This window comes from Paraburkholderia hayleyella, assembly GCF_009455685.1.
Lineage (GTDB): Bacteria > Pseudomonadota > Gammaproteobacteria > Burkholderiales > Burkholderiaceae > Paraburkholderia > Paraburkholderia hayleyella.
This window is the reverse complement of the sequence record NZ_QPES01000001.1, coordinates 1227639-1245646: the sequence shown is the minus strand read 5'-3', so window position 1 is coordinate 1245646 and position 18008 is coordinate 1227639. Positions and strand designations below refer to the sequence as shown.

Annotated in this window: 16 protein-coding genes and 2 tRNA genes; 13 read left to right on the top strand and 5 right to left on the bottom strand. The window is 62.0% G+C overall.

Annotation, left to right across the window (positions count from 1 at the left end; genetic code table 11):
- Window positions 1–364: 364 nt before the first annotated feature.
- The 6 genes from GH657_RS05690 to GH657_RS05665 all read left to right on the top strand — a co-directional run bounded on the left by GH657_RS05690 (window position 365) and on the right by GH657_RS05665 (window position 7873).
- Window positions 365–3580, top strand: a complete 3216-nt coding sequence (locus GH657_RS05690; protein ID WP_153099809.1) for an Rne/Rng family ribonuclease — start codon at window positions 365–367, stop codon at window positions 3578–3580.
- 203 nt (window positions 3581–3783) lie between these two features.
- A complete protein-coding gene (gene moaA / locus GH657_RS05685) occupies window positions 3784–4896 on the top strand; it encodes a GTP 3',8-cyclase MoaA (RefSeq protein WP_153099808.1) in 1113 nt (370 codons plus the stop codon).
- 48 nt (window positions 4897–4944) lie between these two features.
- Window positions 4945–5586 carry a molybdenum cofactor guanylyltransferase gene (mobA, locus tag GH657_RS05680; protein WP_153099807.1) on the top strand — a complete coding sequence of 214 codons (642 nt, stop codon included), beginning with the start codon at window positions 4945–4947 and terminating at the stop codon, window positions 5584–5586.
- Window positions 5587–5690: 104 nt separating this feature from the next.
- Entirely contained in the window at window positions 5691–7031 is a 1341-nt protein-coding gene (moeA, locus tag GH657_RS05675; RefSeq protein WP_153099806.1) for a molybdopterin molybdotransferase MoeA, read from the top strand.
- A 75-nt stretch (window positions 7032–7106) separates the two neighbouring features.
- Window positions 7107–7382, top strand: a complete 276-nt coding sequence (locus GH657_RS05670; RefSeq protein WP_153099805.1) for a DUF3566 domain-containing protein — start codon at window positions 7107–7109, stop codon at window positions 7380–7382.
- On the top strand, window positions 7382–7873 hold the full coding sequence (locus GH657_RS05665) for a GNAT family N-acetyltransferase (RefSeq protein ID WP_153099804.1): 492 nt from the start codon (window positions 7382–7384) through the stop codon (window positions 7871–7873). Before GH657_RS05670 ends, GH657_RS05665 begins: the two co-directional genes overlap by 1 nt.
- A gap of 10 nt (window positions 7874–7883) precedes the next feature.
- Here GH657_RS05665 and GH657_RS05660 read toward each other — a convergent pair whose 3' ends face one another.
- The 5 genes from GH657_RS05660 to pncB form a co-directional block, all read right to left on the bottom strand.
- Complete coding sequence (locus GH657_RS05660; RefSeq protein WP_153099803.1) at window positions 7884–9374, bottom strand: DNA recombination protein RmuC; 1491 nt, start codon at window positions 9372–9374, stop codon at window positions 7884–7886.
- Complete coding sequence (locus tag GH657_RS05655; protein ID WP_153099802.1) at window positions 9371–10360, bottom strand: 2-hydroxyacid dehydrogenase; 990 nt, start codon at window positions 10358–10360, stop codon at window positions 9371–9373. Before GH657_RS05655 ends, GH657_RS05660 begins: the two co-directional genes overlap by 4 nt.
- 118 nt (window positions 10361–10478) lie before the next feature.
- A complete protein-coding gene (locus GH657_RS05650) occupies window positions 10479–11912 on the bottom strand; it encodes a sodium:proton antiporter (protein WP_153099801.1) in 1434 nt (477 codons plus the stop codon).
- 93 nt (window positions 11913–12005) lie between these two features.
- Window positions 12006–12677 (bottom strand): LutC/YkgG family protein, encoded by a 672-nt coding sequence (locus tag GH657_RS05645; protein WP_153099800.1) that lies wholly within the window; start codon window positions 12675–12677, stop codon window positions 12006–12008.
- A 165-nt stretch (window positions 12678–12842) separates the two neighbouring features.
- Entirely contained in the window at window positions 12843–14036 is a 1194-nt protein-coding gene (pncB, locus tag GH657_RS05640; RefSeq protein ID WP_153099799.1) for a nicotinate phosphoribosyltransferase, read from the bottom strand.
- Between the two features lie 307 nt (window positions 14037–14343).
- Here pncB and fdxA point away from each other — a divergent pair, with 307 nt between their 5' ends.
- The 7 genes from fdxA to GH657_RS05605 all read left to right on the top strand — a co-directional run bounded on the left by fdxA (window position 14344) and on the right by GH657_RS05605 (window position 17882).
- Entirely contained in the window at window positions 14344–14667 is a 324-nt protein-coding gene (fdxA, locus tag GH657_RS05635) for a ferredoxin FdxA (RefSeq protein ID WP_153099798.1), read from the top strand.
- A 99-nt stretch (window positions 14668–14766) separates the two neighbouring features.
- A tRNA-Asn gene (locus GH657_RS05630) sits at window positions 14767–14842 on the top strand.
- A 47-nt stretch (window positions 14843–14889) separates the two neighbouring features.
- Window positions 14890–14965 (top strand) — tRNA-Asn (locus tag GH657_RS05625).
- Window positions 14966–15300: 335 nt separating this feature from the next.
- Entirely contained in the window at window positions 15301–15780 is a 480-nt protein-coding gene (locus tag GH657_RS05620; RefSeq protein WP_153099797.1) for a CreA family protein, read from the top strand.
- A gap of 132 nt (window positions 15781–15912) precedes the next feature.
- Window positions 15913–16584: an AzlC family ABC transporter permease gene (locus tag GH657_RS05615; RefSeq protein WP_153101652.1), complete on the top strand. Its 672-nt coding sequence runs from the start codon at window positions 15913–15915 to the stop codon at window positions 16582–16584.
- A complete protein-coding gene (locus GH657_RS05610; RefSeq protein WP_153099796.1) occupies window positions 16581–16904 on the top strand; it encodes an AzlD domain-containing protein in 324 nt (107 codons plus the stop codon). The genes GH657_RS05615 and GH657_RS05610 overlap by 4 nt, the downstream gene beginning before the upstream one ends.
- 222 nt (window positions 16905–17126) lie before the next feature.
- Window positions 17127–17882, top strand: a complete 756-nt coding sequence (locus GH657_RS05605; protein ID WP_153099795.1) for a DUF4088 family protein — start codon at window positions 17127–17129, stop codon at window positions 17880–17882.
- Window positions 17883–18008 lie beyond the last annotated feature (126 nt).

Genomic DNA, 18008 nt, shown 5'->3' with positions numbered 1-18008 from the left:
AAGCAGGGCACCGCCGGGCGGGACGCCACGAGTTTGTGGCAACCCCTCCCCAACCTGACAATGGCTTTTGCTCCTCCCTCACGCGTCATGGTCACAGTGACGCCCGGCGAGAGCGGTGAAGCGCACGAATGTCAGGTTGCCAGAAACTGCGGCGTGTCCCGCGATGATTTTTTGAAGCCGTGTTCGCCTGTGCCCTGCGGCCCCAGTCCTTCTGACCGGACAAGGCCCTCTCAGGCAGTTCTCCCGCCATGTTTCCCGCTCCAGCGTACTTGTCAACACATCAAAGCGCGGCGCACCACCGTCACGACCCAACGGCTGACAACCGTCCGGGCTCGACGCCAAGCGCGCCGCTCTGGAGCCGTTCATGAAACGCATGCTTTTTAATGCGACGCAGCAAGAAGAACTACGCGTCGCAATTGTCGATGGCCAAAAGCTGATCGACATTGATATCGAAACCGCCGGGCGCGAACAGCGCAAAGGCAATATTTACAAGGGTATCGTGACGCGCATCGAGCCTTCGCTCGAAGCCTGTTTCGTCAACTACGGCGAAGACCGCCACGGTTTTCTCCCGTTCAAGGAAGTCGCCCGCCAATATTTCCGCGATGGTGCTGAAGTCCGTTCAGCGCGCATTCAGGACGCCTTGCGCGAGGGCCAGGAGCTCATCGTCCAGGTCGAGAAGGAAGAGCGCGGCAACAAGGGCGCGGCCCTCACCACGTTTATCTCGCTCGCAGGCCGCTATCTGGTTCTGATGCCCAACAATCCGCGTGGCGGCGGCGTTTCGCGCCGCATCGAGGGCGATGACCGGCAGGAACTGCGCGAAACCATGGGCCAGTTGCAATTGCCCGAAGGCATGAGCATCATCGCGCGCACCGCAGGCATCGGCCGTAGCGCGGAAGAACTGCAGTGGGACCTGAACTATCTGATGCAGTTGTGGCGTGCCATCGAATCCGCCTCGCAAAGCGGCCTGGGCGGCCAGCCAATGCTGATCTACCTCGAGTCGAGCCTCGTCATCCGCGCGATTCGTGACTACTTCCAGCCCGATATCGGCGAAATCCTGATCGACACCACCGAAATCCACGACCAGGCCCGCGCCTTCATGGATATCGTGATGCCGGACAACGTCGGCAAAGTGAAGCGCTATCACGACGATGTCCCGCTCTTCTCCCGCTTCCAGATCGAACACCAGATCGAAACCGCGTACTCGCGCACGGTACCGTTGCCCTCGGGCGGCGCCATCGTGATCGATCACACCGAGGCGCTGGTCGCGGTCGACGTGAACTCGGCCCGCGCCACCAAAGGCGCGGATATCGAAGAAACCGCCGCGCGCACCAATCTCGAAGCCGCCGACGAAGTCGCCCGCCAGTTACGCCTGCGCGATCTGGGCGGCCTGATCGTGATCGATTTTATCGACATGGATTCGCCCAAAAGCCAGCGCGAAGTCGAGCAACGGCTGAAAGACGCACTGCGGCATGACCGCGCACGCGTGCAAATGGGCAAGATTTCGCGCTTCGGGCTGATGGAGCTGTCGCGCCAGCGCCTGCGTCCGGCGCTGTCCGAAGGCAGCCACGTGACTTGCCCGCGCTGCAATGGCACGGGGCACATCCGCGACACCGAATCCTCCGCCTTGCAAGTGCTGCGGATCATTCAGGAAGAAGCGATGAAGGAACACACCGCGGCTATTCATTGCCAGGTGCCGGTTGAAGTCACGGCCTTCCTGCTCAATGAAAAACGCGCGGAAATCAACAAAATTGAAGCGCGCTTCAAGGTCAATGTCGTCCTGATTCCGAACAAGCATCTCGATACGCCGCATTACAAGCTTGAGCGCCTGCGTCATGACGATGCACGCCTGGACGACCCTCGCGCCTCCTGGAAAATGGCGGAAGAAGCCGCACGCGAACTCGAATCCGACACCGGCTACACGAAACGCGCCGAAGACGTCAAACCGAAGCAGGAAGCCGCGGTCAAGGGCATCACCCCCGAAAAGCCCGCGCCCGGCGCGGCGGTTCGCCCCGCGCCTGCAGCGCGCCCGGCAACCCCGGCTGGTGGCGGCTTTATCGGCTGGCTCAAGCAGCTTTTCGGCATCACAACCACTGAACCCGCACCGGCCACCCCGGCAGCACAAAGCAAGTCCGGCCGGCCGGCGCGCGAGCGCGGCGGTGAACGTTCAGGCGAGCGCAACCGTAATCGCCGGAATTCGGCAAGTGGTAACCGTGATACCGCGGGGCGGAGCGAGAATGCCGCGCCGGGCGGACGCCAGGGCCAGACGGCTACGCCACGTCGTGAAGAACGGGAAACACGTGAAGGCCGCGAGGGGCGTGAAAACCGCGAGCCACGTGAAGCACGTGAAACACGTGAGGGCCGCGAGCCACGCGAGGGTCGTGAAGCGCGCGAGGGCCGTGAGCCACGCGAAGGACGCGAGCGTGAAGCACGCGCAGGACGTGAAACACGTGAGCCGCGTGAAGGCCGCGAGCCGCGCGAGCGTGACAACCGCGCGGAACGCGGTGAGGCAACAGAAACAGCCGCGCGCGGCGAGCGTCGGGAACGTGGAGAACGTGGAGAGCGTGGAGAACGCCGGCGCCAGCCAGACTCTGCCGAAGTAGCAGCGAGCAGCCAGACTGGGCAAACCCCAGCGGAAATGGCAGAAAGCGCGTTACTGGCCGATCAGGAAACCGTGGCGCGAGAAGGTGAAGAGCGCCGCCGCCGTCGTCGCGGCCGTCGTGGTGGACGCCGCGAGCGTGACGAAGAGGGCGTCGATCAAACTACGTCATTCAACGACATGGAAGACGATGCCCCTCATGCGCAGGAGATCCAGCCGCAACATGAGCGTGAAGCGACATCCGCTGAGCCAGACTCGGCGGCCGTTATCACCACATCCACAGCAACGCCTGGCACGGTGAGCGTCCTCAGCGCCGAAGCTCCAGCCCAGCCGCAACCGGTGCGGCAACAGCCAGAGCCCCTGACGCGCCAGGTCAGCGCACCACCGCCGCAAGCAGCACCTGTCGTCATGCAGCAAGTCACGACAATGTCTGCCGCCGTTGTGTTCGAAGAAGTCAAAACAGTAACGGCGCAACCTGCCGTGACTAAAGTGACTGAAACCATGGTGACCGAAACCGTGGCAACCGAAACCGCGGTGACTGAAACCGTGGCAGCACCTGCCACCCTGGTGCCCGCCCCAGTGCCCGCACCGGTGGCCGTAGCCGCACCGGTTCAGCCGGAGGCCGCTAGCGCAGTCGCCGCTACACCTGTTACGGCTTTCGCTCCCGTTGCTCCGGTTGCAATTGCTCCTCCACCAGCAGCCGCACCTGTCGTCACGGCACCGCTCGCATCGGCTCCAGCTCCGGCTCCCGCGCCAGCCCCCGTTGCACCAGCAGCAGCGGTGGTTGATACGGCGGCCCTGCAACCGGTACTCGAAAGTGCGGGCCTCGTGTGGGTCAATACCGACGTGAACAAGCTACGTGCCGCCGCAGAAGCCTCCGCGCAAATCGTCCGGCCCAGCCGCGTGCCACGCGAGCGCAAACGCCAGGATGCGGTCGATAGCACGCCCATGCAGCAAATCGAAACCGGCGGGCATTCGCAGTAAGTCCACTGCGCCCGCGCTATCCGGTAGCTCAAAGCCCGTCTTCATTGGCGGGCTTTGGCCGCCGACTCACCCCACGTTTTTCGGAACGTGGGGTTTTTTGTTTTTCAGACGAGGCCCATGGCACAACGCGGCGCGTCCGTGCCAAACAAGGTGCCAAACCGCCTTCCGTTAGAATAGGGGAATAATTTTTCAATAAAATCATCATGTCCCGACGCATCATTCCAGTTGCCGACATCAGCGCTATTCCGGTAATTCCGGCGAACCCGGGGCCACCGTCCCCGGACGGCACGCTGCATGACGCTTTCGCCCGGCCATTACGCGATCTGCGTATCTCGGTAACGGACCGCTGCAATTTCCGCTGCGTCTATTGCATGCCTCGTGCTGTATTCGACAAAAACTATCGCTTCCTCCCCCATAGCGCGCTGCTCAGCTTCGAAGAAATCGAGCGCCTCGCACGGATTTTCGTCGCCCATGGCGTCGAAAAAATCCGTCTCACCGGTGGCGAGCCTTTGTTGCGCAAAAACCTGGAATATCTGATCGAACGCCTTGCCCGGCTGACCACGCCAGGCGGCCAGCCACTTGATCTCACGCTAACCACGAACGGCGCGCTGCTGGCACGCAAGGCACACAGCCTGAAAAACGCGGGCCTGACACGCGTCACGGTCAGCCTCGATGCACTCGATGACCCGCTCTTTCGTCAGATGAACGATGCTGACTTCGCACTCGACGAGGTGCTCACGGGTATCAGTACCGCGCATTCGGCTGGCCTCGCGCCACTCAAGGTCAATATGGTCGTCAAGCGCGGCACCAACGATTCGCAGATCCTGCCGATGGCAAACTATTTCCGCCATTCAGGCATCGTGTTGCGCTTTATCGAATACATGGATGTCGGCACCTCCAATGGCTGGAACATGACCGAGGTGCTGCCATCAGCCGAGGTCATCGCGCAGATCGCGGCGCACTACCCGCTCGTGCCACTCGAAGCGCATAGCGAGGCCGAAACAGCCCAGCGCTGGGGCTATGCCGACGGCGCCGGGGAAATCGGCGTGATTTCTAGCGTGACGCGGGCCTTTTGCGCCACGTGTACTCGCGCCCGGCTTTCGACCGAAGGCAAGCTGTATCTGTGCCTGTTCGCCTCAGCCGGGCACGACTTGCGAGCGCTCGTGCGCCAGGGAACCCGCGATGCCGACCTGGCTGCAGCCATCGCCCATATCTGGCACAACCGCAACGACCGCTATTCGCAACTGCGCGGCAGTGCCCACGGACCCACCCTGCCTGGCGAGCGGCGCGTCGAAATGTCGTACATCGGCGGCTAGCGCCGCCCCACAGGCCCCACTGCCCACTGTTTACCCGGCGTTTCCGTCATGTCCTCCTCCCGCCCCCCTCTCCCCCTCACGGGCCTGCTGCTCGCAGGCGGGCGCGGCACCCGCATGGGAGGCGTCGACAAAGGCTTGCAACTGCTGCACGGCGAGCCGCTCGCGCAACATGTGCTCACACGGCTCGCGCCTCAAACCGGTCCACTGCTAATCAACGCCAATCGCCATCTGGCTGATTACACGGCCCTTGGCGCACCGTTCGCGGCAACGGTGGTCAGCGATACGCTCGCCGGTTTTCCCGGGCCGCTCGCCGGTTTTCCCGGGCCGCTCGCCGGTCTGCTGGCGGGGATGCGCGCGGCCACCACGGAGCTGATGCTGTGCGTGCCGTGCGATACGCCCTTTCTGCCTACCGATCTGGCCCTGCGTCTGATGGAAGCGCTTGAGGCAAGCGAAGCCGATATCGCCACCGCCCTCACCTGTAACCGCGACGGACAGCATGCGCTCCATCCGGTGGTGGCCCTGGTGCGTACGGCGCTGGCTGACGATCTCGCGGCGAGCCTCGCCAGCGGCGAGCGGCGCGTCCGCGCGTGGTACGCGCGCCACACGCTGGCCACAGCGCACTTTCCTGATGAACGTGCGTTCTACAATGCCAACTCTTTGCAGGACCTCGCGCTGCTTGAGCGTTCCTAGGCAAATGGCGCTACCACATTGTTCGCACGAGCTGCACTGCCTGCACCGTGTCTCCCGCTATCCAGCCAGCACCGGCTCCCGCCCGGTCACATCTGCCTGCTTCGATGACACTGTCCAACAATCTTCCTGGTTGTCCAGCCCAGCACGACACTGACGCTTTACCTGTAAACATCGCTCAGGCGCTCGTGCGGCAATGGATTTCACCGCTTGTGGCCACCGAACGGGTACCGCTACGCGAGGCGCTGGGACGCGTCCTCGCCAGCCCTATTGATTCGCCCCTTGCCGTTCCGGCCCACGACAACTCGGCGATGGACGGTTTTGCTTTCTCCAGCGCCGCGCTACAGGCAGCCTCGGCAGCCTCGACATCGTCCGTGCCCGAACTTGAATTAGCCGTGGTCGGCCGGGCGCTCGCGGGCCATCCCTGGCGCGGCGACGTCGGCTCCATGCAGTGCGTGCGCATCACCACGGGCGCGTGGCTCCCCGATGCCTGCGACACCGTGATCCCTCATGAACAGGTTGAACAAACGCCACACGCCATCCGCTTTTCCGCCGCCGCCGTGCGCGGCGGCGCAAACTGCCGCCGCGCTGGCGAGGATCTGCAAGCGGGCCAGATAGCGCTGACGGCAGGCCGGATCGTGCGCGCGGCCGATCTGGGGCTGCTAGCCTCGTTGGGGATCAGCACAGTGAACGTGCGCCGCCGTTTACGCGTGGCTTTTTTCTCGACCGGCGATGAGCTGCGCTCACCTGGCGAGCCACTCGATCCGGGCTGCGTGTACGACAGCAATCGCCACACCCTGTTTGCACTGCTCCAGCGCATGAATTGCGACACGCTCGATCTGGGCATCGTGCGCGACGAGCCCGCCGCGCTCGATGCCGCGTTGCGCACCGCTGTGGCTCACGCCGATGTGGTGCTGACCTCCGGCGGGGTCTCGGCAGGCGAAGCGGATTTCACCCAGACCCTGCTTCAGACGAGAGGCGAGATCGCCTTTCGCGGGCTCGCGCTGCGCCCGGGACGACCGCTCACCTTCGGCCGGATTCATCCAGACAAACCCGCGGAGAGTCCAGCAGACGGGCAACTTGATACAACCCGCGCCACGCTGTTCTTCGGCTTGCCGGGCAATCCGGTCGCAGTAATGGTGACGTTTGCCCTGATCGTGCGCGACGCCTTGCTGGCGCTCGCGGGCGCGCAACCGCAGCCGGTTACACTGCTGGGCGCACGCAGCCGCGTCCTGTTGCGCAAACGGGCCGGGCGCACCGAATACCCACGTGGCATTGCTTCACGCGGCAGCGATGGCCAATGGCAAGTCGCGCCCACCGGCTCGCAAAGCTCTGGCGCACTCAACACGATGAGCGAAGCCAACTGCTTTATCGTGCTGAGCCACGAGCAAACCGACGTGAGTCCAGGCGAGATGGTCGATATCATGCTGTTCGACGGCCTCTTTTGAATTTTTCTGCGACCGCTTTTTTAACGGCAAGCAGGCTTGCGCCAAGCTTTACTTCAACCAACGGGTTTGACCGATATGAAGAAACAAATCACGTTCATCGCACCAGGACAAACAGCCAAAATACTGATTGTGTTTTATATGACGTTCAGCATTCCGCTGCTATTGATCGCAGCCACAGTGATCTTTATCGAATATGGTTCCGTGCCCTTCAGCAAGCTCATCAGCGCGCTGCTGCTGAACGCAATCGTGGCCTTCGTGCTGCTGTGGATCGCCTGCCATATCTACAACTGGGTCGCGGCACGCGTGGGAGGCATCGAGATCCAGCTGTCTGACGTGCCTGAAGAAATCTGATGGCCATCACGATCCGTGCCGCTGTCCCGGCGGATGTCCGCACGATCCTTGCATTGATGGCGGAACTGGCCAGCTTCGAAAAATTGACGCATCTGTTCGTGGCAACTGAGCCCGACTTGCATGAAGCGCTCTTTGGCGTCCAGCCTGCAGCCGAGGTACGGGTTGCCGTGACAGAGGGGCGCATCGTGGGCTACGCGCTCTTTTTTCACAATTACTCGACGTTTATCGGACGGCGCGGGCTGTATCTGGAAGACCTCTACGTGCAACCCGCGCACCGTGGCAACGGCTTGGGCGCTCAGTTGCTGCGCCATCTGGCAGCGCTGGCCATCGAACGGCAATGCGCACGCTTCGAATGGACCGTGCTCGACTGGAACACCTCCGCGATCCGCTTCTACGAAGCCATGGGCGCCAGCGTGCTACCCGACTGGCGCGTCGTGCGCGTCAGTGGCACCGCGCTCGAGCAACTGGCCGCTGCCGCGTCGCAGGCCTGAGGCTACCGCCTCAAGCCTCCCCGTCCAGGGCCGAAACCGGCGCATCGTCCAGCAAGCCGCGGGCCTGCTCCCCCGGCAAGGCTTCGACGTCCCGCAATTTACGGTTCATCGCGCGGGTCCGCACCTCGGCCTGCTCAATCGAACGTGTCACGGTTTCAAGCTGCGAACGGGTTTTCGCCAGCACGTCGCCAAACTTGCCGAACTCCGTCTTCACGGCCCCCAGCACCTGCCAGACCTCGCTTGAACGCTGCTCGATCGCCAGCGTGCGAAACCCCATCTGCAAGCTGTTCAGCAATGCCGTGAGCGTGGTCGGCCCCGCAATCGTCACGCGATACTCGCGCTGCAACAGGTCGGTCAGCCCCGGACGGCGCAGGATCTCGGCGTACAGCCCTTCGGTCGGCAAGAACAGCAGCGCGAAATCCGTCGTATGGGGCGGCGCAATGTATTTTTCGGCAATCGCGCGCGCTTCGGCGCGAATCCGCCCTTCCAGCGCACGCGAAGCTTCCTCCACCGCCACCGCGTCGGCGCGTTCTTGCGCGTCAATCAGACGTTCGTAGTCCTCGCGCGGAAATTTCGCATCGACCGGTAACCACACGGGTACGTTCGCGCCATCCTTGCCCTGCCGGCCCGGCAGCCGGATCGCAAACTCGACGCGCTCGTGACTATGCGGTACGGTCGCCACGTTTTTGGCGTACTGATCGGTCGTCAAAAGCTGCTCCAGCAAGGCTTCAAGCTGCACTTCGCCCCATGTGCCACGGGTTTTGACATTGCTCAGTACTTTTTTCAGATCCCCCACGCCTGCCGCCAGGGTCTGCATTTCGCCCAGCCCGCGATGCACCTGCTCCAGCCGCTCCGAAACCTGCCTGAATGACGCACCCAAGCGCTGTTCAAGCGTGGCGTGCAGTTTTTCATCGACCGTGCGGCGCATCTCTTCAAGCTTCGATGCATTGTTCGCCTCGATGTCTTTCAGGCGCTGCTCGATGGTGGTGCGCACTTCGGCAAAACGACGGTCGTTCGCTTCGCTTAATTGCGTGAACTGAAGCGTCAACGTGTCGCCGAAGCGCTGCAGCGTCACGCCCTGCTCGTCTCGCGCCTGCTGTGACTGCTGCTGCAGGCTGTGGCGCACCGCTTCGAGCTGCTGCGCGTTGGATTCGGTGAGCCGCGCCAGTTGCTGGCCAAAACTGTCGATCTTCCCAGCCTGCACGCTCGTCATGCTGCCGAACTGGGCCGCCAGCGTCTGCTGCAACTGCGCGAAGCCGCCGCCCAGTTCGGTACGCGAGATACGGGCGGTCTCGCTGATCTCGCGGCGCAATTCGCGCTCCAGCCGCTCGCTGGTGCGTGCCTGAGCTTCAGCGGTGGCTTCGAGATGCTCATCGAGTGCTTCGATGCGCGCCACCGTGGACCCACCGCCGGCGCGGCGCAACACCAGCAGCAAGATCAGCACGGCCAGTAGCAAGGCCAGCGCCAGCACCGCGACCGCGGTCAACAACAGCGTGTTCATCGGCGCGGCCGTCCGCTGACCTGCGGATTGACCGGATTCGGCGGATGCCCGGCATTCGGGCCTACGCCCAGCGCCGCGATCAGGTTATCGGCAGCGAGATTGGCCATCGCGCGGCGCGTTGCTTCGGTCGCGCTGGCGATATGCGGTGTCAGCACCACATTGGCCTGCGCCAGCAGCGCCGGATTGAGTTGCGGCTCGCCTTCGAACACATCGAGCCCCGCCGCCGCAATGCGTTTGTGCTGCAACGCATCGGCCAGCGCCGCATCGTCCACGATGCCGCCACGGGCGATATTCGTCAGCGTGGCGCTGGGTTTCATCAACGCCAGTTCGGTCGCGCCGATCGCATGATGATTCTCCTGGGTGTAAGGCAACACCAGCACCACGTGGTCAGCGCGCCGCAGCAGTTCTTCTTTGGCGACGTACTGCGCGTCCAGCGCAGCCTCGATTTCGGGCGCGACACGCGAGCGGTTGTGATAGAGCACCTGCATGTTGAAGCCACGCGCGCGCCGCGCCAGCGCCTGGCCGATCCGGCCCATGCCGATCACCCCCAGTGTCGAGCCGTGGATGTCCGCACCCAGAAAACCGTCATACGACCATTTCTGCCACTGCCCCGCGCGGAGCCAATGCTCCGCTTCCGTCACACGCCGGGCCGCCGCCATCATCAGCGCCCAGCCGAAATCCGCCGTTGATTCGTTGAGCACATCCGGCGTATTGGTGGCCAGCACGTTGGCCGCATTGAACGCGTCCATGTCGAAGTTGTTGTAGCCCACCGCCATGTTCGCCACCACGCGCAAACGGGGTGCTGCCGCGAGCATCGCCGCGCTGACGGTGTCGCCTGCTGTCAGCGCACCGTCCTTGTCCGCCAGGCGCTGGGTAAGCGCCTCAGCGCCAAGCACATCGCCGGTATTCCAGTCGACTTCGAAATACTGCTTTAACCGCTCGACCACCTCCGCGAACATCGGCCGCGCGACCAGGATTTTTTGCATCGTCCTTCTCCCAAAATGTTCTTTAAACACCCTTAAGCCTCCTTAAACACCACTGGGCACATCACGTGCCCAGTGCGCTCAGCGAGAACAGGTGTCACAAGTGCCACAGGTGCCGACTTTAAAAGAACAGCCAGGTCGTCGCCAGAAACAACGGCATCAGCACGACGCCCGACCATGCCAGATAGGCAAAAAAGCTCGGCATGCGAATGCCGCGAGATTCGGCAATCGCTTTCACCATGAAATTAGGTGCGTTGCCGATATAACTGTTCGCCCCCATAAACACCGCGCCCGCCGAAATCGCCATCAGTGTGGTCGCTCCGGTGGTCATCAGCGTGGGCGCATCGCCGCCCGCCAGGTTGAAAAACACCAGATAGGTCGGCGCGTTATCGAGAAAAGACGAAAGCAGGCCTGTCGCCCAGAAATAGGCGGCGTGATTGGGCTGTCCGGAGGCGTCATTGACCAGGCCAACAATGCCGGCCAGCGCGCCGGATGGGCCCGCGCGCAAGATCATGATGACGGGCGCGATCGTGACGAAAATACCGGCGAACAGCTTGGCGACTTCTTCGATCGGCCCCCAGGTAAAGGCATTGCCCGCTCGTGCCGTGCGCGGCGTCACGGCCAGCGACAGCAGCAGCACGCCTAGCAACGCCACATCGCGCACGGCATTTTGCAGCGCGACGTGCGTGCCCAAAACATCGAACGTGATACCGGGCTTCCATAGCCCGCTCATCAACACCAGTGCGATCACCAGCGCCAGCAGCACGAAATTGATCTTGCCGTCGATGCCCAGTGCCGGCGAATCGGGCGTCGGGTCAAGAAAGCGCGAAGACGTTTCTTCGCGGCGGTGGAAGTAATACGAATCGAGCGCATAGAACAGCACCAGCAGCACACCGCAGACGAACAGCATCGGCCGCGCCAGATGCACTGTCGTCCAGAAAAAACTGACGCCGTTCAGAAAGCCCAGAAAGAGCGGCGGATCGCCAATGGGTGACAGCGAACCGCCTGCGTTCGCCACGAGAAAAATGAAAAACACCACCACGTGCACGACATGCTTGCGGTTGTCGTTGGCGCGCAGCAAGGGGCGAATCAGCAGCATCGCCGCACCGGTCGTGCCCATGATGCTGGCAAGCACCGTACCCAGCGCAAGAAATGCGGTATTCAGGCGCGGCGTGCCATGCAGGTTGCCTCGCACGCAAATGCCCCCCGCCACCGTATACAAGGCCGCGAGCAGCACGATGAAGGGGATGTATTCCTCGAGCAGCGCATGCGTCAGGGTTCCGAGCGCAACCTCCATGCCCTGCGTGAGCGCGAAGGGCACGAGAAACACCATGCCCCAGGCCGCGGCGATCTTGCCGAAATGGTGATGCCAGAACGCCGGGGTGATCAACGGGAAAAGCGCGATCGACAGCAAAATGCCTGCAAACGGCATGCACCACCAGGCCGACAGTGCCGCGCCATCGAGCGTGGCCGCACCCGCCAGTTGCGGTCCGCAGGCCAATGCGACGGCGAGCGCCAGGCCCATCCTCGACGCCCTCGATTCAGGTCGTTTCATTTTTCACATCCTGTTAGGTGCGGCGGGAACCCGCCAGAAACCAGAGACTCGATGCCAGACAGCCGGGCAGGGTGGGATATGGCGCCTTGGCCTTTATGCGTCGTGCACGATGATCACGTGAACCCGATACGGCCCATGTGCGCCCAGCACGATGGTCTGTTCGATGTCGCCCGTGCGCGACGGACCCGAAATGAAATTGACCGCGCGCGGCAAGTCTCCCTGCTCGGCGCGAATCAGGCTGAAGGCTTCTTCGTGAGCCGCCACGATCCGCGAAGCAGGCACCAGCGCCAGATGTGTCTCCGGCAACAGCGCCGCGGACGCCCAGGTGTCCGGCCCCGAGAGCAGCACCAGCGAGCCGGTTTCCGCGGTCGCACAGAAGCAACCGGTGATGCCCACCAGATCGCCTGCTACAGGAGGACGGAACGCCACATTGAGACCGGCTTGCGCCCAGGGCAAAGCGGAAAGCGTTTGCCAGGCCACCGCGTCAGTGGGCAAGCCGTTTTGTACCAGATAACGCTGAACCGCCGCCGGCGCGTCATGCAAGGTGGCGACAGTATCGAGCGTCGTGGACATCTTTTGCGCTTCGTCGCAAAACCGTGTGTAGAGCGTGCCGGGATCATCGGGCAGCGCAGGACGTGGCCCCGCTGGATGACGCGTCAGATAATCGGTGACCAGATCGCGCTCGGCGTCGGAAGGTTGTGCTGGGCGTCCCTGGGCCGCGCGAATACGCGCCAGGATATTGCGCCGCGCAATGGATGTATTCATGGGCCAAAACCTCGTGCGTTAAGCCTTACGGTGTGCCGAGAATTATACCGGCGGCCCGGTTTCAACTGGGGCTACCCGAGTGAGCCCCAACCTCGCGCCAACCTCGAACCGGGCGGACGTGCCTCGTTTTTTGCCTGAATTTTTGCGCGAACTCAGGTAGCCCGCTCAACTGGCCGTTTGCGCGGGGGTGGCGATGCCAAAAACCTGACGCAGATAAGCGAGATACGCCGGGTCATCGCACATGTTCTTGCCCGGCGAATCGGACAGCTTCGCCACGGGCTGGCCGTTACAGCGCACCATCTTGATCACGATCTGCAACGGCCGATAGCCCAGATCATTGGTCAGGTTCGTGCCAACGCCGAACGCGAGCTTGCAGCGCCCGCGAAACCGTTCGTAAAGCTGGATCACCTTCGGGATATCCAGCGCATCGGAAAACACCAGCACCTTGGTCCGGGGATCGCAGCGGTTGGCTTCGTAGTGGTTCAAAAGCCGCTCGCCCCAGTCGAACGGATCGCCAGAGTCATGCCGCGCGCCATCGAAGAGTTTGCAGAAATACATGTCGAAATCGCGTAAAAACGCCTGCATGCCGTAGACGTCCGACAATGCAATGCCGAGATCACCGCGATATTCCCGCGCCCAGACTTCGAAGCCGAAGATCTGCGAATCGCGCAAGCGCGGCCCGAGCGCCTGGCACGCCTGGAGATACTCATGCGCCATCGTGCCCAGCGGCGTCAGGCCATGCTTCATGGCATAAAAAACGTTGCTGGTGCCCGCGAGCTGTGCGCCAAGGCCGGACTTCAGCGTGGCGATCACTTCCTCGTGCCAGCGTTTCGAAAAACGTCGGCGCGTGCCGTAATCGGCGATGTTGCATTCAGCGAATTCGGGCCGCCCGCCTAGCAAACCAATCTTCTCCGCCAAGCGCTCGCGCCCTTCGCTATAGTCCGGCTGCTGCTGCGTATGGCGGAAATACACCTCATTGACGATCGCCAGCAATGGAATCTCAAAGAGGATGGTGTGCAGCCAGGGCCCGTTGATCTCGATATCGATTTCGCCATTACCCTTGGCGGAAGGCGTGATCGACACCAGTTTTTCATTGAGATGAAACAGCGCCAGAAAGTCGATGAAATCGCCCTTGATAAAGCGCATGCCCCGCAAATACTCGAGCTCGTCCGCCGTAAAGCGCAACTGGCACAGCTTGCGCACTTCGTCTCGAATCTCGCCGATATATGGCACCAGATCAATATCGGGCGTACGGCAACGAAAACGATATTCGACACTGGCCGCAGGAAAGTGATGCAAAACCACTTGCATCATCGTGAACTTGTACAAGTCGGTATCGAGCAGCGAAGTAATGATCATGGTCTTGCCAGGCGGCAGCGAGGAAGTGACTGAAACGAGGTCGGGGAAATAGCAGGCACAAAGCAGGCACAATTGAGCTGTGGCGCATGTTACCCGAATGCCCGGCGCTCGCCGCCACAGACCCGCCACAAGCGCAAACGCGTGGCGCAACGCCTGGCGCAACTCTTGACGCAGGCCTCATAAACAAATCACGAAACGATCTAGATGCTCATGGGCAGCAAGCTGCCGCGCCCTAAACGTTACGCTACAATAGTGCCTCTCTGGCGTTTCGCCTCTCCCCCCGATACCGCATGCAGGAGCTGCCTGAATGACTCACGTTGTGACCGAAAGCTGCATCCAGTGCCGCTATACCGACTGCGTTGATGTATGCCCGGTGGACTGCTTCCGTGAAGGTCCGAACTTCCTTGCGATCGACCCCGACGAATGCATCGACTGTGCAGTCTGCGTCGCCGAATGTCCGGTCAATGCGATCTACGCAGAAGAAGACGTCCCTGGCGACCAGCAGAAGTTCATCGCCCTGAATGCCGAACTCGCTCAAGGCTGGCCCAGCATCACAAAAACCAAAGCCCCCTTGCCGCAAGCCGACGAGTTCAAGGACGTTAGCGCCAAGCTCGCCCTGCTCGAACGCTAAAACATCCGCGGGCTCGTTCGGCCCGTTCCAGGGTCCAGAGTGTTGACTGTTGACGCCTTGGCGGCATGCTTCTATAATCGCGCTTCTCTGCTGTTTTGTTCCCCGATAGCTCAGTTGGTAGAGCGCCGGACTGTTAATCCGTAGGTCCCTGGTTCGAGCCCAGGTCGGGGAGCCAGAAACCAGCCAGAACAAGTTTTATCTGTTTTTTTGCATGACTGCTGTTCCCCGATAGCTCAGTTGGTAGAGCGCCGGACTGTTAATCCGTAGGTCCCTGGTTCGAGCCCAGGTCGGGGAGCCAAAATATTCGAAGGTTCGCATTAATGCGGGCCTCAAACTGCTGACAACGCTGAAAAAGCCCCGGTTTCGACCGGGGCTTTTTCGTTTAACGGGCGCCATGCTCAGAAACGCTCCGCGCTGGAGCACGCATTTCACAAGCTCAAGTTTTCGTTTCGGCTGTGTTGGCTGTGTTGGCTGGGTTAAGTGATAAAGCAAACTGTTTTTTTTGCTTCCGTCAAAGACAACGCCGAAGCCCTTCAGATTTTTTTAAATCCTGTAAAGCGCTACGCCATCCGGCACACATGTCAAACAACGTCATCGCTGGTATACGATGACGCTTTTCCTTCCGACATCCCGATGAAAGCCCCCCTGTTCCGCCTGTCGCTTGCCGTAGCCGCCACAGCCTTTACGCTTTCCTTCGCCCACAGCGAAGAACTCGCCAGCGTCAACACGCATTTCCGCGTCATGGGTTCCGACCGCGTCGTGGTCGAAGCCTACGATGATCCGCTCGTCACAGGCGTCACCTGCTATGTCTCACGGGCGCGCACGGGTGGCGTCAAGGGCACGCTCGGCATCGCAGAAGATCCGACCGAGGCATCGCTGGCCTGCCGCCAGGTCGGGCCCCTGAGCTTCGCCGGGCCACTTCGGCAACAGTCGGTGGTGTTCTCCGAACGCATGTCGCTGATCTTCAAGACACTGCATGTCGTGCGGGTGGTGGATACCAAACGGAATACCCTGGTTTATCTGACCTATAGCGACCGTGTGATCAGCGGCAGCGCAAAAAATAGCGTCAGCGCCGTGCCTGTTCCGGCGGCCACGCCCATTCCATTGAAGTAACCCGGCACAAGCACCACGGGTCGTGCCGGCCCCCTCTTTTTGCCCACTTTTTGCTCAGGAACACATCCCTTGGCCTCCCCCTCACCCAGCCGCTGGCATGAATTCACTGCAGGTGCGCGCGATACGATTCCGATGATCGTCGGCGCGGCGCCATTCGGCATGATCTTCGGCACGCTCGTCGCCTCCGGGCCGCTGCATCTCTGGCAAGGACAGTTGATGTCGCTTGCGGTGTTCGCCGGGTCCGCCCAGTTCATCGCGCTCGGCCTGATTGCCAGTCATGCCAGCTTCGCCGTGATTCTCGCCACCACCCTGGTCATCAATCTGCGTCACGTGCTCTACAGCGCAACCCTGTCGCCGTATGTCTCGCATCTGCCGCTGCGCTGGCGCTGGGTACTCGGCGGGCTGCTGACCGATGAGGTTTTCGCCGTGGCGTGGGCTCATTACCGGCGACATCCACCCGGCCCTGTCAGCCCGTACTATTTTCTCGGCTCCGGCGTTTCGATGTATGTGAACTGGCAAATCTGGACGCTGGCGGGCCTTCTGTTTGGTGCCGCATTTCCGGGGCTGCAATCGCTCGGGCTCGACTTTGCCATGGTGGCCACCTTTATCGCCATCGTCGTGCCACAGCTCGTCGCGCTGCGCTATCTGGCGGCTGCCGCGACGGCGGGCGTGCTGGCATTTTGCTGGCAGGGCTGGCCTTACAAGCTCGGCTTGCTCGGCGCGGTGCTAGCAGGTGTGATCGTTGGGGTGGTGCTGTCCTGGCGGCACCCCGCCCAAGCTCCAGCAACGGAGTCTGCACCATGAACTATGTGTTGTTGATTCTCGGCATGGCGCTGATCACCTGGCTGGTTCGCGCGGCGGTATTCGTGCTAGGTGAGCGCCTGGTATTTCCTCCACTGCTGCGCACCGCGCTCAGTTTCGTGCCCGTCACCGTGCTGACGGCAATCATCGTCCCGATGACGGTTGCCCCGCATGGCGCAGAAGCGGAACTCACCTGGCGCAATCCGCAGCTTGTCGGTGCGCTGGCGGCGGTGCTGGTCAGCGCATTGACACGCCGCCCGCTGCTGACCATCGCGCTGGGGCTGGCGGTGTTTTTCGCGTGGCAAGGCCTGGTTCTGCGCTAATCGACCAGCAACGAAGCGATGCGGAGGGCCAGACCGCGCAACAAGAGGCTGACAAGAGACCGACAAGAGACCGACAAGAGGCTGGCCCCACATGCCGCGTTCAAGTTTCACGGCCTCCCGCCGATATATCGTTGAAGGCTGTCCTCTGGGCCGGGCCTGACGCAGGAACCATAGGCACGCGCAGGCCCAGGCCGCAAGCCACGACCACCGGGAACCAAGTTCATGGGCCAGATCACCCTTTCACTTAAAGACGAGATCATCAAGTCGCTGCGCCGGGACTTCGAGGCTTTTGTCCGGGTATCGCTCAAGCTCGATCCGCAATTCGCCACCCCTTCCTTCGAAGATTTTCTACGCGCCAAACTGCTCGACAACATGGTGCCGCTGACCGAGCACGCCGTGCAACACATGCTCCAGAACGGCCACTATGCCTGGGCCAAGCGCACGCTCGAAAAAGAGTTTCCGGACGTCGTCACCATCCTGATGCGCCAGGCGGGTGAATTTGGCTTTGGTTTCGCCGCTCGTCCGGAGTGGACGCCGGAGATGCTGGCTCAACAGTGCCACGCATGGGCCGCGGCGATCGTCAACGAAGCGCAGGCCGATGGCACGCTTGTCGAGCCGCTTGCCGCCCAGATCCGGCAATCGGTGCAAGACATTCAGGTACTGGAAGAAAACATGCAAACGCCGGCATGGCGTCTCACGGAAGCGCTGCGGCAACGGGTATACGAAGCGAAGGTCGCATGCGAAACCAGTGTGGGCAGCACCGCCCGCGAAAAACTGGGCGAACTGCGCGGGCTACTGCGGCTTGGCGTATCGCATGGTTTGTTTCAGAAGCAGGAAGCGCAGCAAGTCATGGAATATCTGCGGCTACTGAAACCCGAAATTTTTATCGAAGAGCCCTACGACGTGTTCACCAGGCTCGCGGCGTGGCTGCGCCAGCTTTTCACCGCACCGGCGCCCGCGAAGACGCCTGGCACTTGATTCTTCGTCCTGCGCCCTGCGTCATTGACCCGGCGCCACCCAAAACAGTGGCCCGGGCCAACACGGCACCGGGCCAACCCACTACGTTTGTTGCCTATTGACTGCAGCAGCGCGTTCCAGCCAGCG